The following is a 17,632-nucleotide window of genomic DNA, read 5'->3' on the forward strand; positions in this document are numbered from 1 at the left end:
GCTAGTTATATGAATTATGGAAGTTCTTAATTCTTTTCATTCTAAATGTTGGATTAATCATGAGAAAAATAAGAAGCACAATAATCATAAGAGCGATTTCTAAACGACTACTAATATTATTTGAAGACAATATTTTTTTCGAGTTATCCACCAGGCTTTTTCCTTCCTTTAGTTGGATGTGTGAAAGCCCTACTAAATCACGATGAATACGTTCGTATTGACTGTCAAGATGTTTTTCTAATTGAATCCTTTGCTTTGAAGCCAGGTTATGAAGTATTTGGTTTTCAAATTCATCAGCAAGAGCCAATTCACTTTTGAGCTTCTCCCAAAGCTTACTTTCTTCGACTGTGAGATCTGTTTTTTCATATGCATCAATCAATATGTCTATTTCATGATTTAACAAAGCCAGTTCTTGAGCTGCATCCTGATTATTAGCCATCAGCCACTTTTTGCTCTCAGTTTTTCGTGATAGCTCAAAAATATATTCATTGGCCACCAGCCTGTCTTCATAAATAGAAGTAACCGTTTCTTCCATGTCTGACAGATTCTTTTTATGCATATAACCTATCATGACAATCATTAGTAGAACTGAGAACAATACTATTGCCTCATTCCTTTTCTTATCTAGAATATATTTCCACCTCATCTTTTTAATCGTTTTTGTTATCAACCATTTTTCCTTTTAAGAGAAGCCATTGCTTTAGCTCTTCCTGATCTTTAGGGTTTAGGTATTTAAGTCCCTTTTGATACTCTTTTTTGAGCAATTCATCGTTAAAACTGATTTTGTTTAGTAGCAACTTGCAGTACTCAAGCATGGTCATTGTGCTTTTGATTTTAGCCGTACTTTTCATTTTTTATTTATGTTTTTATGATCGAAACCTCTGATGGGATTAATGCTCCCACACTTTTCTCCTTATATAGAAGTGCTCCACATGTCTTTTTATGCGCTTTACTTTTTTGGTTAATCGTTTGAGATATCGGTACATCACCACCTCTTGAGCGTATACCTTGCTTCCGTAAGAGTGACTGGCAAATCCCGCTTTATAGTGATCAGAGTACTTCTCGATTTTAGATTGAATGGAACATTGCTCCCTGAAAAAGCCTGTGAAGTCATCCGGATTGAATTTCCGATCAAGATGATCCATATGTCTTAAGATTCTGCTGATAGTCCTTTTGGAATGATTGTAGCTGGTAATCTGTAGTTCCTTTTCCAGCATATCGTGATATGTATGAATTTGATCTAGAAGGCTGAATATCGTTTCCCTGTAACTATTATCATTACAAAAGACTTTAAGGTTTTTGTATTTAGAAAGGTCCATCATTTCAGCATCCAAATGGATGGATAGGATCAGTATCTTTTTCTCAACAGTATAAGGCTCATAACTTTTATTACCGTAAATGTTTATGGATCCAAAGAGAAGAATAGATATGATCGCCAATCTCATAGGATAAATTAACGTCATATTTAATAATGAGTGAGAGGTAATAAATCGTGATTTTTTGTTGGGTGTAAATACTTAAATATAATAAAGGATTAGTTTGTCCTTTATTAGGTGGATTACTATTTTTGCTTGAAAAGGGAATAGATGTTTTCGAGAGCCTGTGAATATGCCATTAAAATCATGATCTACATTGCTGGTAATGAGCAGGAGGGAAGAAGAACAGGAGTAAAGGAAATATCTGAAGCCATAAACTCACCAGAGGCTTTTTCAGCGAAAATATTGCAGCAGCTTGTTAAGAGTGAATTATTAGTCTCTTACAAAGGGCCAACAGGAGGTTTTGAATTAGCTCCTAACAAGCAGATCAAACTGGTAGATATTGTGAAAGCCATAGATGGAAACAAACTATTGGAAAGTTGTGTACTTGGACTTGAAACTTGTTCAGGAAAAAACCCATGTCCGGTTCATTTCAAGTTTATAGAAATACGCGATCAGCTAAAGGAAACCCTACTTTCTACTGAAATAAGAGATCCTGAATTAATAACAAAAGGCATAGGAATGACCTAATTTTTATTTAATAAAGGATAAAATGATCTTTTAATCTTAAAATAACAACATAAATCATAAAGAGGACTGAAGAAGATCATGTTTCAGACATCCGATTCTTTAAAACTTTGAACCATTAAATAGTAAATGTCATGAATAGAGTATTATCAATCACTTTAATAGCCGCGCTTTTTATCATCACAGCATGTGGAGGCGGAGGCGGAAAAAGCAAGATCGATCAGATCAAAGAGCAGTCCAAAATGGAAGCTACAGAAGCAGAAAGCAATGTTCCTGCTAGTGAGCGTATCACACTGGATAACAAAGGGGTAGGGCCAATTAAGGATTTACCACTTTCGGAGACCATTGATCAGGAAATGGTAGAGAGAGGAAAAACACTTTTCAGTACCAACTGCAGCGCTTGCCATAAGATAGATAAACGCTTCATTGGTCCTTCACCAAAAGGAATCATGAAACGGAGAAGTCCGGAATGGATTATGAATATGATCCTGGATCCTCAATTAATGGTGGAGCAGGATAGATGTGCCAAGGATCTTTTAGTTGAGTTTAACGGAGCTGCTATGGCTAACCAAAACATGACTGAAGAACAGGCTCGTGATATTTTGGAATACTTCAGAACCTTATAAACCAAACCTATAATACTATGAAAGATAAAATTTTAAACTCTTTGACCTTATTGGTGCTTTCTGCACTGATATGGTCGTGTACACCTCAGAAAGAGGGTGATTCTTCTTCAGAAGCCTCCACGGGGACAGATAGCCATCCGATGGGGCAAGCCTCTGTTGTAGACGATGTGTCTGATCCCAATATTCTGCAGGTTGCTATTTCGTCAGAGCCTCACAGCACGTTAGTCGCAGCAGTTCAGGCTGCTCAAATTGAGCATGTGCTTGTCAATGCCGGGCCACTTACCGTGTTTGCTCCTGTCAATGAAGCTTTCGACGCACTTCCTGAGGGCACATTAGACAACCTTTTGAAGCCCGAGAACAAGGGAGATCTTGCTACGATAATCACTCGTCATGCTGCTCCTGGTTCATTCGATTTAAACGCTCTTAAACGTGAGGCTGAGAAGGGAAGAAAAATTTACATGGCTACCGGGGATTACCTCGAAGTAACAGTAGATGGAGACAATGTGAGCATTGGAGGAGCCAAAATTGTCGGAACAGTGGCTGCTTCAAATGGAATCATCCATGTAATAGAAAAAGTGATTTTACCTTAAAAAACCAATAAAATGAAAACTAACATTATTAAAAATATTTTATTCATAAGCGCGCTTGCCTTCTTGTTTTCTTGTGGTCAGGCAGGGGATAGAGGAGGTAATGGTGCGCTTAGCAGTAATATTGCTGAAAAAGTGTACGTAGCACCCGGCGAAAGGGATGAACAATACGCTTTCCTGTCTGGAGGCTATAGTGGCAACCTGACCGTTTACGGACTGCCTTCAGGACGACTCTTTAAAGAGATCCCTGTATTCTCTCAATTTCCAACGTCAGGTTATGGCTATTCGGAAGAAACTAAACCTATGTTAAATACTTCGTTTGGTTTCATTCCATGGGATGATCTTCACCACCCGGATATTTCCCAAACAAATGGTGAACTGGATGGAAGATGGATTTTTGCTAACGGAAATAATACTCCGCGTATTGCAAGAATCAGTTTGACCACCTTTGAGACAGAGGAGATCATCGAAGTACCTAATAGTGCCGGTAATCACAGTTCTTCTTTCATTACTGAAAACACTGAATATGTAGTAGCTGGAACACGGTTTTCCGTGCCTGTACCTCAAAAGGATATGCCAATCAGTGAATACAAGGCAAATTTCAAAGGAGCCCTGACATTTATCGCAGTTGATCAAGAGCATGGACATATGGATATCAAGTTTCAGTTGTTGATGCCTGGTTTCAACTATGATCTGTCGCACCCCGGCAGAGGCAAGTCACATGGTTGGTTCTTCTTCTCTACTTATAATACCGAAGAAGCCAATTCACTGCTTGAAGTAAATGCATCACAGAATGACAAGGACTTCATTGCTGCGATTAACTGGAAGAAAATAGAAGAATATGTGAACAACGGAGGTGGAACTAAAATGCCTGCCAAATTTGCCCACAATGTATACGATGAATCCACACATACAGCTACTTCTACCATGAAGAACGAGGTGCTTACTGTTAATCCTGTGGATGTACCAGGTGCTATCTACTTTCTACCAACTCCTAAATCACCTCACGGGTGTGATGTAGACCCTAATGGAGAGTATATTATTGGTTCAGGTAAGCTATCAGCAAACATAACTGTCCATTCATTCGACAAAATGTTGGCTGCTATTGATGCGGAAAAATTTGATGGCGATGCATATGGTATTCCGATTTTGAACTATGACGATGTATTGGCAGGTAGCGTACAGAGTGGTGGCTTAGGCCCACTGCACACCGAGTTTGATGGAAAAGGGAATGCGTACACTACTTTCTTTATCTCCTCAGAGGTAGTAAAGTGGAAACTTGGAACCTGGGAAGTAGTGGATAGAAAGCCAACTTATTACTCTGTAGGTCACTTAATGATCCCAGGCGGTAACTCAAGAAAACCGCATGGTAAGTACCTAGTAGCTATGAACAAGATCACGAAAGATCGCTACCTACCTACAGGTCCTGAAATGGAGCACTCTGCACAGATTTATGATATCTCAGGAGAGAAAATGGAGCTGCTTTACGATTTTCCTACGCATGGAGAACCGCACTATGCTGCTGGATGTGATGCAGAACTTTTGGTGAATAACTCTAAGAAAATTTACCGAATCGATGAGAACAATCACCCATATGCTATTAAGAGTCCGGCAGAAGCCAGGGTAGAAAGAGATGGCAAAGAAGTACATATCTATATGTCCACCATCAGAAGTCACTTTACGCCTGATAATATCGAAGGTATCAAAGTGGGTGACAAAGTGTACTTCCATATCACTAACCATGAGCAGGATTTTGATGTACCCCATGGATTCTCCATGATCGGACAGAGAACATCTGAAATACTTGTAATGCCTGGTCAGACCAAAACTTCACTTTGGGAACCAGAAAGAGTTGGAGTGTGGCCATTCTACTGCACAGACTTCTGCTCAGCACTTCATCAGGAAATGCAAGGATACATTAGAGTATCACCTGCAAACTCAAACATCGAGTTGAGTTATACCCTGGACGGTGACGACATCTAAAATGAAAGCTGTAAGACTGATGATTGATTCAGTCTTACAGTTTTATACAAATTTCTCATTTAAAACATGTTAAACAAATGAAACGTGCTGGAATTATTATGATCATAGGTAGCAGTATGCTGCTTGGATTATTTGTTTTCCCGATGTGGAACATCCGGCTTGGAGCTCCTCAATACCCTGAGCCACTTGGAATTGACATTCATGTAAATGGATTGAAGGGAGAGAGTGAGTTCGATATTCAAAACATTGATGGACTCAATCACTACATTGGTATGAAAACACTGCCAAAACCTGATGATATGTGGGAGTTCTCCGTGTTTCCGAAAGTAGTATGGTTAATGGCCGGTCTTGGGATCCTTATTGGCATCCTGGGTTTAATGGGAAAAATATCTCCGATCTTGTTTCTTGTATGGTTTGTAATGATGAGCATACTTGGGGCACTTGGTATCTATGATTTTAATTTATGGCTGGTGGATTATGGTACCGATCTGGATCCCAATGCAATACTGAAACTTGTCAATCCTGATGGTACACCGATGCAGTATAACCCTCCACTACTGGGGCATAAAAAGCTACTAAATTTTGATGCCTTTTCGTATCCACGGACAGGAGGCATATTACTAGGGCTTGGTATGTTACTGAGTTTGGTATCTTTTTTCCTGGGTCGAAAAGCCAGATTAGTTTCTAAATCATGAGCACTATGAGATTAATAAATGCAATGCTGTTGTCACTCTTTGTTTTATCCTGTAGCACGGGTCCAAAACCCATATATTATGGACAGGACGCATGTGTTTTCTGCAAAATGACCATTGTGGATAAGCAACATGCTGCACAACTGGTCACAAAAACTGGTAAGGCCTTTAAGTATGATGCCATTGAGTGTATGCTCAATGATCTGAAGGAATGGGAACATCCGGAGGTTCAACACTACCTCGTTGCTGATTATGCCAATCCCGGCGTATTGACAGATGCCTCTGGTGCTGCTTATTTGATATCTCAGGAAATCCCCAGCCCCATGGGTGAATTCCTTACGGCATTTGAAAGTGAGGATAAACGAAACGAGACAGTGCAGGATGTATCCGGGACCGCCCTGGATTGGAAGGCTTTAAAAGTAGAATTTGAAGTTAATTGAGTTAGATGAGAATACTGCTGGCTTTATTTTTTGCTTTGATTTTTCTGCAGTCTAGCGGACAAATAATGGTTTGTCCAAGCTGTGAGATCAAGGATTTACAACAAGCAGTAAACCTCAGTGAGCCACACGATACCCTCATTGTAAAAAGTGGTGTTTATCCCGTAGTTGATCTTGAAATAACAAAACCCTTGACCCTGATTGGTGAAAAGGGTGCCATATTGGATGGTCAGAATAAAAGCTATGTGTTAAAGTTGCTCGCTGACAGTATTAATATTTCCGGGCTGAAAATCATCAATGCCGGTAAAAGCTACACGAAAGACTATGCTGCGATCTATGCCTCCAGAGCGAATCATTTGGTTATAGAGAACAACATTGTGGTCGATCCATTTTTTGGACTATTGATTGAAAAATCCAAACATGGAATCATCAGGAATAATCTGGTCTATGGAGAGAATGTAAAAGAGGATGAAGCGGGCAATGGCATTCACGCATGGCATTGCTCCAACCTGCAGATCCATGACAATGAAGTATTCAAAATGAGGGATGGCATTTACCTGGAGTTTGTGGATGAAAGCATTATTGAAGAAAACTATGCACATGACAATGTTAGATATGGATTACATTTCATGTTTTCCAATAATGATGATTATATCGGGAATCGATTTGAACACAATGGAGCAGGTGTGGCTGTCATGTTTTCTAAGTTTATTATCATGAAAAGCAATGTCTTTATTAACAACTGGGGACCAGCGAGTTATGGGCTGCTATTAAAAGAAATATACGATGCGGAAGTTTTGGATAATGAATTCACCGAAAACACGACGGCTGTTTTTATAGATGGTACCAGTCGTATTAATTATGTCGGTAATGTATTTAATAAAAATGGGTGGGCGATTAAGGTATCCGGAGGTTGCTACACCAATCGGATCACCGGAAATGATTTCAAAGGAAACTCTTTTGATGTTTCCTATAACTCTAAGATGAATGATAACACGTTTGATGGAAATTACTGGGGGGATTATACCGGATACGATCTAGATAAAGATGGTGTGGGAGATGTGCCGTATAGACCGGTGAAGCTATTTTCTTACATTGTGAATAAAACCCCGGAAACCATCATTTTACTCAGAAGCCTTTTTGTAGACATTATGAATTTTTCCGAAAAGGTTTCGCCTGTTTTTACTCCTGACAACCTGGTGGATCGAACACCGGCAATGAACGCATTCAAATGATTCAAGTTACAGATCTAAATAAAAGCTTTGGCAAATTGGAGGTATTGAAAGGTGTGAGCTTTTCAATTAATCGTCCCGGTGTTTTCGCGGTTCTTGGGCACAATGGATCCGGCAAAACAACGCTACTAAAAACCATTTTGGGTATGGTCATTCCTAATAATGGCGAACTTCAGGTCAATGGAGCAGCCATTAAAAGAAGCTGGGAATACCGAAAGGACATAGCTTACTTACCACAGATTGCTCGTTTTCCGGAGAACTTGACAGTCAATGAGCTTATCAAGATGATTTTAGACATTCGAAATCGGAAGGGTAGAGAGGTTGAGCTAATTCAACGTTTTGGATTGGAGAAATTTCTGGATAAGAAACTGTCTGATCTTTCCGGGGGTACAAGACAGAAGGTGAATATCGTGTTGGCATTTATGTTCGATGCAAACATCTGCATCATGGATGAACCTACGGCCGGACTGGATCCGGTGGCACTCATAGAGTTAAAGAAGCTGATTGAAGAAGAACGTGAGAAAGGTAAAACCATACTCATAACCACACACATTATGAGCCTGGTAGAGGAGGTGGCCGAAGAGATCATCTTCCTGCTGGATGGTAAGATTCATTTTCAGGGAACATTGGAAGAGATGCAAAAACAGACGAATGAAAAAGATTTGGAACACGCAATCGCAGCGATGCTTGTGCCTAATGGCACACATAATCATTAGAGAATTGAATTGATAAAGAAATGGCTAGAACTAAATGCTATCCGTCTCGAGCTTAATACGAATACGATGATCAAAATATTAAAATACAGCTTTTACGATTTAATGCGTAGCAGATGGAGCTACGTGTACCTGGCATTTTACATGCTTTTGGGATTCGTTTTGCTTTTCCTTAATTCAGACCTATCGAAAGCAACCATTACCTTGATGAATATCATAGTGGTACTTACCCCCATGATCGGAACCATCTTTGGAATTATGTATTTCTATAACTCCCGTGAGTTTACGGAGCTATTGCTCTCACAACCCGTGAAGCGTTCCACCATTTTTCTTGGACAATACCTGGGCCTGTCACTCTCACTCTCCATGAGTTTAATTATCGGGCTAGGCATACCCTTTCTAATGTATGGGATCACTCAATCAGATGCGGTTGGCAACTTTATCACACTGCTTGCGTCTGGCACATTTCTCACGTTCATTTTCGTGGCTTTGTCCCTTAATATTGGTCTTGGTAACTCTAACAAAATCAAAGGTTTTGGCTATGCCATTTTGATGTGGCTCTTTTTTGCGGTGATCTATGATGGACTATTTATGATTTCACTAATCGTTTTTGGAGACTATCCGTTGGACAAGTTTGCTCTTGGAGCTTCGCTTTTTAATCCGATTGATTTGAGTCGTATCATGATTTTACTCAAACTGGAGATTTCAGCGCTTCTCGGATACACAGGTGCATTGTTTCAGAAATTTTTTGGCACCAATTTAGGAATACTCATTTCAGTTGGTGTGCTGCTGCTTTGGATATTTATTCCTGTGATGCTCATGCTTCGAAAATCGCTTAGAAAGGATTTTTGAGGCAAAAAAAAGGAGACTGCTAAGCCTCCTGTCTAAGTAAATTGTAGTTCTTGTTTTCCCAGGTCTCCATCATGGTACTACTAGAACTCCCTTCGTCATACACATGCCACTCAGCGACTGGTTTACGATAGATGTTTAAGCTAACGGAACGGGCTTTGTTGGCATTGGAATACCGATGAATACCGATTTGATTCATGTATGAAAACTCATCGTTCCCCAAAAGCATATTACTTACTTTTTCCAATCGATCGTCATCAACATTGATCTTGAATCGCTCTTCTCTAAGCATCCCTTCAATCGGGTGAATCCATGCCTCCTGGGCATTGAAGTCATGAATAGGAGAGGACTGGCCTTTTTCCCAGCAGACCAGTAGCACCTCAAAATCATCATTTCGTGCCAGCACATTTCTTGCTTGTTTCTCGTCACTCCATGAATAGTATTTTTCAAACTCTTCACGAGGTATCTCCACATTGGTCATTACATCCAGCACATGATTCCCTGATTCCACGCAATTGTTAAGAGCATTTACCAGCTGCTCAACTGTTCTAATCGTTTCCATAATCGAATATTTTTTGATTAAAGCCAAGTTAGGTGTCAGCTCCACAAGGAATTGTGATAATTGCCACTTGGCAAGCTGAGATTCATCAGTCGGATGACGTAAATCAGCAGGGAAGCTACTATTTGTCATTACCACGGGTGTTTCTCATCCCTACTTTTGGCTTGCATTGGAACTTTAAAAAATACAGTCATGAAAAAAATACTTGTACCCATCGATTTTTCTGAAGTAAGTGAGCATGCCACTCAGTTTGCTATCGAATTAGCCGAAAAGAATGATGCTGAAATCACACTACTTAACTGTCTTCATTTTGATTATCATGCTGGTTACGAATTCACATCATTTACCAGTGCAAAATCTTTATTGGCAGATTTTAAAGGGGTCATGGAAGAGAAGATGAAAAAGTTTGTAAAGCTGTTTCAAACCAGAAGAAGAATCAATACGATGGTGAGTGAAATGCATTTGGTTATGGGCATTAAGGATATGGTCACAGAACAGGGGTATGACCTGGTGGTCATCGGAACAAACGGAACTTCAGGATTGGAGGAAGCTCTTGTGGGTTCAAATACGGAAAAAATTGTGCGGAAAATACCATGTCCGGTTATATCTGTTCCCTCTCGTTGTTCTGTCGATGGTATTAAGAAGATCTTAGTGCCCATAGATATAAGAGAAATCAAGAGTAGCTTTTTAAAACAGATAGGAGACTTGCAAAGACAATTTGATGCACAGATAGAATTTCTATGGGTAAAAACACCTCACAACATAGAAAACGAAATTGTTGTGAGTGCTGAGCTTAGCGAATTCACCGAATCGTTTAATATCAAAGACTATGAGTTTACTGTGGTAAAAAATGTATTCCCTTCCGATGGGATTTTGTTACACGCTGATGAAACCAATGCGGATATGATTGCCATGCCAACACATGCGAGAAGAGGCATTTCTCATTGGCTATCCGGTAGCCTAACGGAAGATACGGTCAATCATATCGATATCCCTGTTTGGTCCTTTAAGATGGATAAAAATGAAAAATCCCTGAGCCTAAAAAGTATAAAAGAGGCTTATGGAAAACCAGAGTATAAGAAAATAGAAGTTTTAACTACAGATTAAATTCAAAATGAAAAAAATAATAGTACCAATAGACTTTTCTGAGGAAGCGTCCCATGCACTGAATTTTGCAATTGAGTTCAACGAACGGGTAAAAGGTGAGATTGTCCTCGTCCATGTAGTAGAAATGCCGGTAGGACATTTAAGTTTTATGGGCGAAGTAAATACTTCCGGAATGGAGTCCTTTTACACGGGTGAATACCTCAAAGCCACCCACAATAAATTGGATGAATGGGCAAAGCGCCCCAAGGATGCAGGCCATAAAGTACATGTACACATGAAGTCTGGAAATGCCTTTACGAACATTAGTAAGTTGATTGCAGAAGAAAATGCGGGCTGGATAATTATGGGCTCAAAGGGAGCTTCAGGTATTCGGGAAGTTTTCATTGGCTCGAATGCTGAGCGAATGATCCGACATGCAGAATGTCCCGTGATTATAATCAAAGGTGAAACGCATTTAAAGGACATGAAAAGCATGGCTTTCGCTTCAGATCTGAGTGCGGAGCAGGATTTGATTGCGTATAAGGCAAAGGAAATTCAGGAGTTGTTAGGTTTGAATATGCACGTTGTGAAAGTAAAGACTCCTTACAACTGGCTTGAAGAAGTGCAGGTAAAAAAACGCCTGGAACAGTTTGCGGAAAGAAACCACCTAAAAGACTATAGCATAAGTACGGTTGAAGCTGAATTTGTAGACGAAGGTGCTGTACAGTTTGCCAATGAAGTGAATGCTGGTCTTATAGTGATGGGGACACATGGTAAGAAAGGAATAGCTCATCTGATCGGTGGCTCCATTACCGAAGATGTAGTAAATGAATCTAAGATTCCAATCCTGGTTTATAAGATTTTAGCGTAATATAGAATTCGGATGCTAATAAGGTTTCTGATTCGAACCGAGCACAGTCACATAACCCTGACAGTAATGTCAGGGTTTTTTGTTTGGCTAGCGTATTAAGGTAAAACTAGAAGTAATGCCTACACTAAAGTTGCGTGGCAACCGATCCACCCCGAAAATTGCCCGGGAATGAGTTCCTTTCTCTTCCAGGACATTCACAAACAAATCTGATGCTCCATTTACAATCACTGGCGCATTATCCCAACCTTCAGTGGATTGATAGTAAGCATCAAAATGATTCAGTCCTTCAACTGAATCAAAACCAATTTTGGAGTCAATTTGTGCAATTACGTTCAAAGCGCATAGCTCCATGGCCTTTATACCATCTTCGTCAGAAATGGAAGCTCCGAGCTTACCCTGATGCAAGAATTTCTCATTTAGAATAGGAAATTGTATAGCTACATAGGCAATAGCTCCTCGTTTGTTAACTGAAACGTAGTTTCCTCCTGGAGTAGAGACTTCTGGTAATGAAAGACCCAATGCTTTTACTCTTTGTGATAGATTCATACTGTTTAATTATAAGTTTTTTGAACTCTTATTGAGGTTATTCGGGTTGGTACATAAACATGAAAAATGCCTCACTTTATCATTCATACAAACACGAAAGCGATTCAATCTGTCGATGCGCAAACCATTTTAAAGACCGTTCATAAACAAGCTGTTTCCAGCGGCCTTTTTGATGAAAATGACATCAAGGTTCGTTTGGTTCCATTTGAGAAATCATTGGTAGCAGGAAAACCAGATAATGACTTTATTCATGTTTTTGGCTACATCATGGGAGGGAGATCCACAGCTCAGAAAAGCAAACTCTCTGAAGCGATTGTTAAAAAACTCGATGAGCTCCTTAATACCGAGAACATTGCCATGAATGTGTATGATTTTGAGCCGCAGACATACTTTCATCGAAAAATGATTTGAGGAAGAGAACTACTCAGCCCATTTCGACTGCAACAATCTTTGTGGATTGAGATTTTCCTTTGAGTTTGATTGCACCAAGATCCCGGGTCTTAATTTCCTTTGGAAGATGTTTTTTAAGTTCTTCTGAAATAATCAGTGACGCACCATGCTCATTGCATAAGGCTTGTATCCTGGCTGTTGTGTTTAGTACATCACCGCTAAAAACAATCTCCTTTTTTAGTGCTCCTATTTCTCCAGTTGTCACCGCACCGAGATGCATTCCGGCTTTAAATTCTGGAGAAATGCCAAAATTCTGATGAAATAGATTCCGCGTTTTATTCATACTACTTGCAATTTCTTTGAAGCATTCAATGCAGTGATTCTTATTTAAACCTTGCTCTTGCTTCCATGAAACGACTACTTCATCTCCAATGTATTGATATACTTCGCCCAGATGATTGATGATTGGATCTGTCATTACATCATAGTATTGTTGAAGAAAATTGAAGTAATTAATGTGTCCCAGTTTCTCAGCAATAGCAGTTGAGTGCTTCATGTCCAGAAACATAAATATCCGCTCTTCCACTCGAGGCTTATGATACTTTCCTGTAAAGAAATTGAACATTACCTGATGACCCAGATTTTCGCTAATTGCAGCGTACAAAAGGCTTATCGCCAGGTGGAATGAAATTTGAAACATTGTATTGATGAACACAATACTTTGGAAAAACTGTAGGGTCTTTTTCCAAATCTGATGATTCAGGATTGATGTGTTAAGCTCAATTGCAGATGCGATGGGAAAGAATAATGCCTGAATCACAAGCATGAGCAACAGGTAAATTAAGAATTTGTATCCTACTTTTCTTTTAAAACTGTAGTGTCGAAATCGCTTTTCAAGGATCACAAGCTCGATTAACCCAACCAATAGACCAACAGAGGTCACAGCCAAACTTGCAAAAATGAAAACTGGTATTGTTAGACTAACCGCAGAATCAGGGTTGAGGTTTTGATTGCCCGTTGCTACTGTTTCAGCTAATAAAAATACCCAACCGGTCACCAGCCAGATGATCCCAAAAGGGATAATGCGGCTGATGTTACGTTTTTGTTTTGGGCTGAGCACAATGATAGAATTTAGGCGTGATGACAGCTACTAAATTAACGCATTAAGCGGTTTTCAAGCTATTCCTTCGATTTCGCATGGGCCAAAAGTCGAATGAGGTCAACTGTAGTTACAAGCTTCCATTGCATGGCTGAAACAATACTATGTACGGCCAGAAGCTCCCTCTTAATAGGAATTTCTTCATTCAAGTTTTGCTCTAACATTTGTTTAGCTGGATCATATCCCAATTGCGCATATGCGTTCAAAATTGCTACTGAGTTTTCTTCTGCAGTAATTGGTCGTGACTTTGGTTTATGCCCCACTGCTTCAATCATAGATTCAGCAAGTGTCCAGGTAGACCATGGGTTTTGACCAGTGACAAGTTTTCCATCCACCACCACATTTTCCAAGTACATAGCACCTTCCTGAAAAGATGCACCCGATTCAATGAGCTTGTCCTGAAGAAGAAAAGGAAATATTTCAGATGCATCTGGAATGAGGAAAATTTCTTCTTCATTGGTGAATCCGCTGACAGACTTCTCATCCAGAAGTGAGCGACCATCACTAAGAGTAACATTAACGAGAGCCGCCGGACCGTGACATACGGCACCAACTACTTTATCATTTTCGTAGAGTTCTCTTACAATATTTTGAATTGAAGCATTCTCTGGAAAATCATACATGGCTCCCTTTCCACCTACAAAATAGACAGCCTCATAATCCGAAGGGTTTAGATCAGCTAAGGCAAAGGTATTGTTGACTTTGTATTGTGCAACTGGATCATTCATGAACGCATAATCATACATCTCAACATCGTCATCATCAATAACCACCGGGGTTTGGCCGCCAAGTGGGCTTGCCACCTCTACTTCAAATCCATTAGCCATGAAAACATAGTACGCTCGGGACAGCTCTGTTAATTCATAGCCTGTGGATTTGCCACTGGTGCCCATTTCAGCAGTGCTGGTCACCACTGCTAGTATTTGGCCCCGATATTCAACTGAGTCATTTGTTAGGTAATTGAGATCGGAAGGACGTGTTTTGGTGATGCCTTCATACATCGGTTTATCTGCTACTATTAACCCCATAAACCAATAGCCAAATACGGTCAATGATATGACTAGAATGACAATGGTGATTGCTGACCGTTTAATGATCTTTTTTGCCTTAGACATGATACGTGTTTTAGTGATCTGAATTGATTACAACTGAAGAGGGGTGTCGTGGACTAAAAGTTACACGTTGAGAGCTATCGTTCTTTAGATACTAATACGAAGGTGAGATTTACAAACATTAATAATTGAATATCAATTTTCCTCCATCTGACGAAAGGTCAGATTTATTCGCGGTTGATTCACCTTTTTAGTGGGTGGGAGCCGATGAAGCCAGTGGGTTTGAGTGGTGCCTTTCATCACCAATAGACTACCATTTTCCAATAGTAGGTCGATGCGTTCCTTGGTTTGCTTATGCTTAAAAGAAAACTTCCGCTCGGCACCAAAGCTTAATGAAGCAATCGATCCGTCTTTCTTTAGTTCAGTCTCACCATCACTATGCCAGGCCATGCCTTCTTCGCCGGAATGATACAAATTCAACAGGCAAGAGTTGTAAGTTTCACCGGAGTGCTTTTCAGCGAGCTCTTTGATAGACCGGAGTTCTTCTGTCCATGGAAGTGCTACTTTGGTGGTACCTGAATAGCGATAGGGAAAGGACTTTTCCGCATACCAGGCTACCTTCCGTTTGGTCACAATCGTCTTACCGAAAATGACAGCCTGATCGGGCTGCCAGTCTATGGTAGCTAGAAAAATTTCAAATAATCGGTCAGCTTCCAGCAACTCAAAGATTTTGCCATAATAATTGACCGTGCCATCATGGGGCAACCAGTTTTTAGAAGGATATGCTTCCCGTTCGAATAGCTCCATAAACGATTTTGTGATTATTGTTTTCGTTCGATGATGTGAATGTTATTGCCATCTACTCTTCCCAAATTCCATGTTTATACAATTGATACCACTTGTTTAGCTCTTCTTCATTGTATAGCCCCATCATTTTGAGGACTTCCCTGGTGAATTCAATCGGAGCGATTCCGTTTGCGGTTATTAGTTTCTTATCGGAAACTGAAAGGGAAGCCTGATAATGAACTTCACCAGCATAATTGGGAGCTATAGCTTTTAAATAGTTCAAGTCATTGCTTGTATGCATCGTTTCGTTCAACAACCCTAACTGACCAAGAAATGTGGTGGCAGCACAGATGGCAGCAATTGGCTTATCTAAATCTGCAACCTTTCTGGTAAGTGGCTCTATTTCATTGTTTAGTCCCTTTTCCCAATGCGTGCCTCCCGGAAGTACCAACAGATCAATGTTGTCCGGTTTGATATTTTTAAGTGCTTCATCCGGAACCACTGTAAGTCCTCCCATACTTTTGATTGGCTTATCATCTTTTGAGAAGAAGATCAAATCTGCTAATTCGTTTCGTTTGATTTCAGGAGTTAGATATGCAATTTCCCAGTCTGAAAAACCATCAAATAGGAATACATATATTTTAACTTTTTCCATTGTTAACTGTATAAGGAGGTTTAGAAATTGGGTCAATTAGCATTGACCCAAAATATTAATATCTGATTTAGGAAGGTTCGTTTACACCTTTAATCAATAAATAAAAAGTAAGAGAAACTTCACCAACTGCCGCTGAGAATCCCACGATGTTTGCTAACAAAGCTTCATTTCCGGGAATCATGATATTACCAAAGGTCTCAATCAGGTACCCAAAAGCTGCGAATACCATCAGGATTCCGAAAATACTTGGGAACAGATTGGATCGATTGAGTAGAATTCCAAGCAGCAAACAATGTATCCCGAAAAATGCACCAGCAAGCAAATAGCCATAATTGTGTGCCTGCAAAAAGAGCATGGTCCAGGTTTCTTGCTGTTCCATTCCCAGCACAGAGAGGTAGCCACCTGAAGTCGCTGCTTCGATCACCATGTAATGATTTAATAGGTTAAGGCTTGCAATCGCCGGATGTGCCAAGAGGCGGAATACAGCCGCAATGATGGCGAGTGTTTTATTTACTCCTTTCAGTAGTTGATACAGAAGAATAGCAATTACTGCATCTAGTAAAAAGGCAATGAGATCAGTTGTCAGTCCTAGCCTGAATAGGCCTTCTGATGCCACAATGTTAGCCAAAGTATTTTCCGGTTCACCAGGTACAAACAAGGTGCCTCGCACATAGCCCTGGCTGAAACCAGCGCAAATAATGACCAACAGGTACAGGATACCTGTCAGTCGAGCTGTTTTTTTATTGTCAGTTTCCATCACAATAAAATTAAGCTAATTCAAAAAGTTCATCCATTGGCTTCCTTACTTTCTTACGCTTTTGCGTTTGATCATTTTCAGAACGATATCCTATGGGAGCAATGACCGAAGCATTGAGTCCTAGCTCGTCCAGTCCGAGAATGCGATTGTATGCCTGTTTATCAAATCCCTCCATTGGACATGCATCTATCTTGCGATCGGCACAAGCTATAATGAGGTTATTCAGAGCCAGATACGTTTGCTTTTCAGACCAGCTTTTTCGCTCTGCTGATGTCTTATTTGCAATATCTGATTTGATGAACTCACCATATTGTTTCAAGCCTTTTGTGTCCACAGTATCTTGCGTATCTATAATCAACTGAATATAATCATCCACATGTTGATCATGGTTTACGGTGTAGTTGCAGAATATAAATAGATGCGAAGCGTCTGTGATTTGCGCCTGATCCCACGAAGCTTTCCGTAGTTCCTCTCGTATCTCAGGACTCTCGATGATCAAAACCTTATACATCTGTAGGCCATAAGAGGAAACGGATAAGCGGATAGCTTCCTTTAAGAAATCCAGGTCGTCAGTTGACACCTTTCTTTTAGGGTCAAAGACTTTAGTGGCATAGCGCCAGTTTAGTTTGTCTAATAAATTCATAGTCCT

General features: G+C 40.0%; 23 protein-coding genes. 12 read left to right on the forward strand and 11 right to left on the reverse strand.

Annotated features, from left to right (window positions below; all coding sequences use genetic code 11):
* Position 1: 1 nt before the first annotated feature.
* From CHB71_RS15195 to CHB71_RS15205, 3 genes are read right to left on the reverse strand one after another with little or no spacing between them, the layout of a single operon-like run.
* The gene (locus CHB71_RS15195) at positions 2-646 is read right to left on the reverse strand and encodes an MCP four helix bundle domain-containing protein (protein WP_089357792.1); all 645 of its coding nucleotides are present in this window, start codon (positions 644-646) and stop codon (positions 2-4) included.
* Positions 647-650: 4 nt separating this feature from the next.
* Positions 651-851 carry a hypothetical protein gene (locus CHB71_RS15200; protein ID WP_089357793.1) on the reverse strand — a complete coding sequence of 67 codons (201 nt, stop codon included), beginning with the start codon at positions 849-851 and terminating at the stop codon, positions 651-653.
* Between the two features lie 39 nt (positions 852-890).
* A complete protein-coding gene (locus CHB71_RS15205) occupies positions 891-1,445 on the reverse strand; it encodes a hypothetical protein (protein WP_089357794.1) in 555 nt (184 codons plus the stop codon).
* A 141-nt stretch (positions 1,446-1,586) separates the two neighbouring features.
* On the opposite strand from CHB71_RS15205, the gene CHB71_RS15210 reads away from it, so the two are divergent.
* From CHB71_RS15210 to CHB71_RS15250, 9 genes are all read left to right on the forward strand, one after another.
* Complete coding sequence (locus tag CHB71_RS15210; RefSeq protein WP_089357795.1) at positions 1,587-2,006, forward strand: RrF2 family transcriptional regulator; 420 nt, start codon at positions 1,587-1,589, stop codon at positions 2,004-2,006.
* A gap of 131 nt (positions 2,007-2,137) precedes the next feature.
* A complete protein-coding gene (locus CHB71_RS15215) occupies positions 2,138-2,629 on the forward strand; it encodes a c-type cytochrome (protein ID WP_089357796.1) in 492 nt (163 codons plus the stop codon).
* Between the two features lie 17 nt (positions 2,630-2,646).
* Positions 2,647-3,219, forward strand: coding sequence for a fasciclin domain-containing protein (locus tag CHB71_RS15220; RefSeq protein ID WP_089357797.1), 573 nt, complete (start codon positions 2,647-2,649; stop codon positions 3,217-3,219).
* A 12-nt stretch (positions 3,220-3,231) separates the two neighbouring features.
* On the forward strand, positions 3,232-5,199 hold the full coding sequence (gene nosZ, locus CHB71_RS15225; RefSeq protein ID WP_089357798.1) for a Sec-dependent nitrous-oxide reductase: 1,968 nt from the start codon (positions 3,232-3,234) through the stop codon (positions 5,197-5,199).
* 77 nt (positions 5,200-5,276) lie between these two features.
* A complete protein-coding gene (locus CHB71_RS15230; RefSeq protein ID WP_089357799.1) occupies positions 5,277-5,894 on the forward strand; it encodes a hypothetical protein in 618 nt (205 codons plus the stop codon).
* A gap of 5 nt (positions 5,895-5,899) precedes the next feature.
* Positions 5,900-6,331, forward strand: coding sequence for a nitrous oxide reductase accessory protein NosL (locus CHB71_RS15235; protein ID WP_089358070.1), 432 nt, complete (start codon positions 5,900-5,902; stop codon positions 6,329-6,331).
* Between the two features lie 5 nt (positions 6,332-6,336).
* Positions 6,337-7,563: a nitrous oxide reductase family maturation protein NosD gene (locus CHB71_RS15240; protein ID WP_089357800.1), complete on the forward strand. Its 1,227-nt coding sequence runs from the start codon at positions 6,337-6,339 to the stop codon at positions 7,561-7,563.
* On the forward strand, positions 7,560-8,276 hold the full coding sequence (locus CHB71_RS15245; RefSeq protein ID WP_089357801.1) for an ABC transporter ATP-binding protein: 717 nt from the start codon (positions 7,560-7,562) through the stop codon (positions 8,274-8,276). The genes CHB71_RS15240 and CHB71_RS15245 overlap by 4 nt, the downstream gene beginning before the upstream one ends.
* 66 nt (positions 8,277-8,342) lie before the next feature.
* Positions 8,343-9,125 (forward strand): ABC transporter permease, encoded by a 783-nt coding sequence (locus CHB71_RS15250; protein ID WP_089357802.1) that lies wholly within the window; start codon positions 8,343-8,345, stop codon positions 9,123-9,125.
* A 19-nt stretch (positions 9,126-9,144) separates the two neighbouring features.
* On the opposite strand, the gene CHB71_RS15255 is transcribed toward CHB71_RS15250, so the two are convergent.
* Positions 9,145-9,813 carry a cysteine dioxygenase gene (locus tag CHB71_RS15255; RefSeq protein WP_089357803.1) on the reverse strand — a complete coding sequence of 223 codons (669 nt, stop codon included), beginning with the start codon at positions 9,811-9,813 and terminating at the stop codon, positions 9,145-9,147.
* Positions 9,814-9,873: 60 nt separating this feature from the next.
* On the opposite strand from CHB71_RS15255, the gene CHB71_RS15260 reads away from it, so the two are divergent.
* Both CHB71_RS15260 and CHB71_RS15265 read left to right on the forward strand, forming a co-directional pair.
* Positions 9,874-10,788: a universal stress protein gene (locus CHB71_RS15260; protein WP_089357804.1), complete on the forward strand. Its 915-nt coding sequence runs from the start codon at positions 9,874-9,876 to the stop codon at positions 10,786-10,788.
* 7 nt (positions 10,789-10,795) lie between these two features.
* A complete protein-coding gene (locus CHB71_RS15265; protein ID WP_089357805.1) occupies positions 10,796-11,638 on the forward strand; it encodes a universal stress protein in 843 nt (280 codons plus the stop codon).
* An 87-nt stretch (positions 11,639-11,725) separates the two neighbouring features.
* Here CHB71_RS15265 and CHB71_RS15270 read toward each other — a convergent pair whose 3' ends face one another.
* Positions 11,726-12,184 (reverse strand): RidA family protein, encoded by a 459-nt coding sequence (locus tag CHB71_RS15270; protein WP_089357806.1) that lies wholly within the window; start codon positions 12,182-12,184, stop codon positions 11,726-11,728.
* A 66-nt stretch (positions 12,185-12,250) separates the two neighbouring features.
* On the opposite strand from CHB71_RS15270, the gene CHB71_RS15275 reads away from it, so the two are divergent.
* Positions 12,251-12,595 (forward strand): 5-carboxymethyl-2-hydroxymuconate Delta-isomerase, encoded by a 345-nt coding sequence (locus CHB71_RS15275; protein WP_089357807.1) that lies wholly within the window; start codon positions 12,251-12,253, stop codon positions 12,593-12,595.
* Positions 12,596-12,608: 13 nt separating this feature from the next.
* Here CHB71_RS15275 and CHB71_RS15280 read toward each other — a convergent pair whose 3' ends face one another.
* The 6 genes from CHB71_RS15280 to CHB71_RS15305 all read right to left on the reverse strand — a co-directional run bounded on the left by CHB71_RS15280 (position 12,609) and on the right by CHB71_RS15305 (position 17,626).
* Positions 12,609-13,694 (reverse strand): adenylate/guanylate cyclase domain-containing protein, encoded by a 1,086-nt coding sequence (locus tag CHB71_RS15280; RefSeq protein ID WP_089357808.1) that lies wholly within the window; start codon positions 13,692-13,694, stop codon positions 12,609-12,611.
* A gap of 59 nt (positions 13,695-13,753) precedes the next feature.
* Positions 13,754-14,848, reverse strand: coding sequence for a type 1 glutamine amidotransferase domain-containing protein (locus CHB71_RS15285; protein ID WP_089357809.1), 1,095 nt, complete (start codon positions 14,846-14,848; stop codon positions 13,754-13,756).
* Between the two features lie 132 nt (positions 14,849-14,980).
* The gene (locus CHB71_RS15290) at positions 14,981-15,592 is read right to left on the reverse strand and encodes an alpha-ketoglutarate-dependent dioxygenase AlkB family protein (protein ID WP_089357810.1); all 612 of its coding nucleotides are present in this window, start codon (positions 15,590-15,592) and stop codon (positions 14,981-14,983) included.
* A 52-nt stretch (positions 15,593-15,644) separates the two neighbouring features.
* The gene (locus CHB71_RS15295) at positions 15,645-16,226 is read right to left on the reverse strand and encodes a type 1 glutamine amidotransferase family protein (protein ID WP_089357811.1); all 582 of its coding nucleotides are present in this window, start codon (positions 16,224-16,226) and stop codon (positions 15,645-15,647) included.
* 67 nt (positions 16,227-16,293) lie between these two features.
* Complete coding sequence (locus CHB71_RS15300) at positions 16,294-16,983, reverse strand: DUF4386 domain-containing protein (RefSeq protein ID WP_089357812.1); 690 nt, start codon at positions 16,981-16,983, stop codon at positions 16,294-16,296.
* 10 nt (positions 16,984-16,993) lie between these two features.
* Positions 16,994-17,626 carry an NAD(P)H-dependent oxidoreductase gene (locus CHB71_RS15305; protein WP_089357813.1) on the reverse strand — a complete coding sequence of 211 codons (633 nt, stop codon included), beginning with the start codon at positions 17,624-17,626 and terminating at the stop codon, positions 16,994-16,996.
* Positions 17,627-17,632: the final 6 nt, after the last annotated feature.

Origin of the sequence: Ekhidna lutea, from assembly GCF_900188325.1 — a bacterium.
GTDB classification, from domain to species: domain Bacteria; phylum Bacteroidota; class Bacteroidia; order Cytophagales; family Cyclobacteriaceae; genus Ekhidna; species Ekhidna lutea.

Excerpts from the sequence above, each read along its gene's own strand:
- CHB71_RS15270 (WP_089357806.1), bottom strand. The coding sequence starts at position 12,184 with ATGAATCTATCACAAAGAGTAAAAGCATTGGGTCTTTCATTACCAGAA.
- CHB71_RS15215 (WP_089357796.1), top strand. The coding sequence starts at position 2,138 with ATGAATAGAGTATTATCAATCACTTTAATAGCCGCGCTTTTTATCATC.
- CHB71_RS15205 (WP_089357794.1), bottom strand. The coding sequence starts at position 1,445 with ATGAGATTGGCGATCATATCTATTCTTCTCTTTGGATCCATAAACATT.
- CHB71_RS15285 (WP_089357809.1), bottom strand. The coding sequence starts at position 14,848 with ATGTCTAAGGCAAAAAAGATCATTAAACGGTCAGCAATCACCATTGTC.
- CHB71_RS15255 (WP_089357803.1), bottom strand. The coding sequence starts at position 9,813 with ATGACAAATAGTAGCTTCCCTGCTGATTTACGTCATCCGACTGATGAA.
- CHB71_RS15240 (WP_089357800.1), top strand. The coding sequence starts at position 6,337 with ATGAGAATACTGCTGGCTTTATTTTTTGCTTTGATTTTTCTGCAGTCT.
- CHB71_RS15305 (WP_089357813.1), bottom strand. The coding sequence starts at position 17,626 with ATGAATTTATTAGACAAACTAAACTGGCGCTATGCCACTAAAGTCTTT.
- CHB71_RS15290 (WP_089357810.1), bottom strand. The coding sequence starts at position 15,592 with ATGGAGCTATTCGAACGGGAAGCATATCCTTCTAAAAACTGGTTGCCC.
- CHB71_RS15230 (WP_089357799.1), top strand. The coding sequence starts at position 5,277 with ATGAAACGTGCTGGAATTATTATGATCATAGGTAGCAGTATGCTGCTT.
- nosZ (WP_089357798.1), top strand. The coding sequence starts at position 3,232 with ATGAAAACTAACATTATTAAAAATATTTTATTCATAAGCGCGCTTGCC.
- CHB71_RS15235 (WP_089358070.1), top strand. The coding sequence starts at position 5,900 with ATGAGATTAATAAATGCAATGCTGTTGTCACTCTTTGTTTTATCCTGT.
- CHB71_RS15275 (WP_089357807.1), top strand. The coding sequence starts at position 12,251 with ATGCCTCACTTTATCATTCATACAAACACGAAAGCGATTCAATCTGTC.
- CHB71_RS15295 (WP_089357811.1), bottom strand. The coding sequence starts at position 16,226 with ATGGAAAAAGTTAAAATATATGTATTCCTATTTGATGGTTTTTCAGAC.
- CHB71_RS15210 (WP_089357795.1), top strand. The coding sequence starts at position 1,587 with ATGTTTTCGAGAGCCTGTGAATATGCCATTAAAATCATGATCTACATT.
- CHB71_RS15195 (WP_089357792.1), bottom strand. The coding sequence starts at position 646 with ATGAGGTGGAAATATATTCTAGATAAGAAAAGGAATGAGGCAATAGTA.
- CHB71_RS15265 (WP_089357805.1), top strand. The coding sequence starts at position 10,796 with ATGAAAAAAATAATAGTACCAATAGACTTTTCTGAGGAAGCGTCCCAT.
- CHB71_RS15250 (WP_089357802.1), top strand. The coding sequence starts at position 8,343 with ATGATCAAAATATTAAAATACAGCTTTTACGATTTAATGCGTAGCAGA.
- CHB71_RS15220 (WP_089357797.1), top strand. The coding sequence starts at position 2,647 with ATGAAAGATAAAATTTTAAACTCTTTGACCTTATTGGTGCTTTCTGCA.
- CHB71_RS15260 (WP_089357804.1), top strand. The coding sequence starts at position 9,874 with ATGAAAAAAATACTTGTACCCATCGATTTTTCTGAAGTAAGTGAGCAT.
- CHB71_RS15245 (WP_089357801.1), top strand. The coding sequence starts at position 7,560 with ATGATTCAAGTTACAGATCTAAATAAAAGCTTTGGCAAATTGGAGGTA.
- CHB71_RS15200 (WP_089357793.1), bottom strand. The coding sequence starts at position 851 with ATGAAAAGTACGGCTAAAATCAAAAGCACAATGACCATGCTTGAGTAC.
- CHB71_RS15300 (WP_089357812.1), bottom strand. The coding sequence starts at position 16,983 with ATGGAAACTGACAATAAAAAAACAGCTCGACTGACAGGTATCCTGTAC.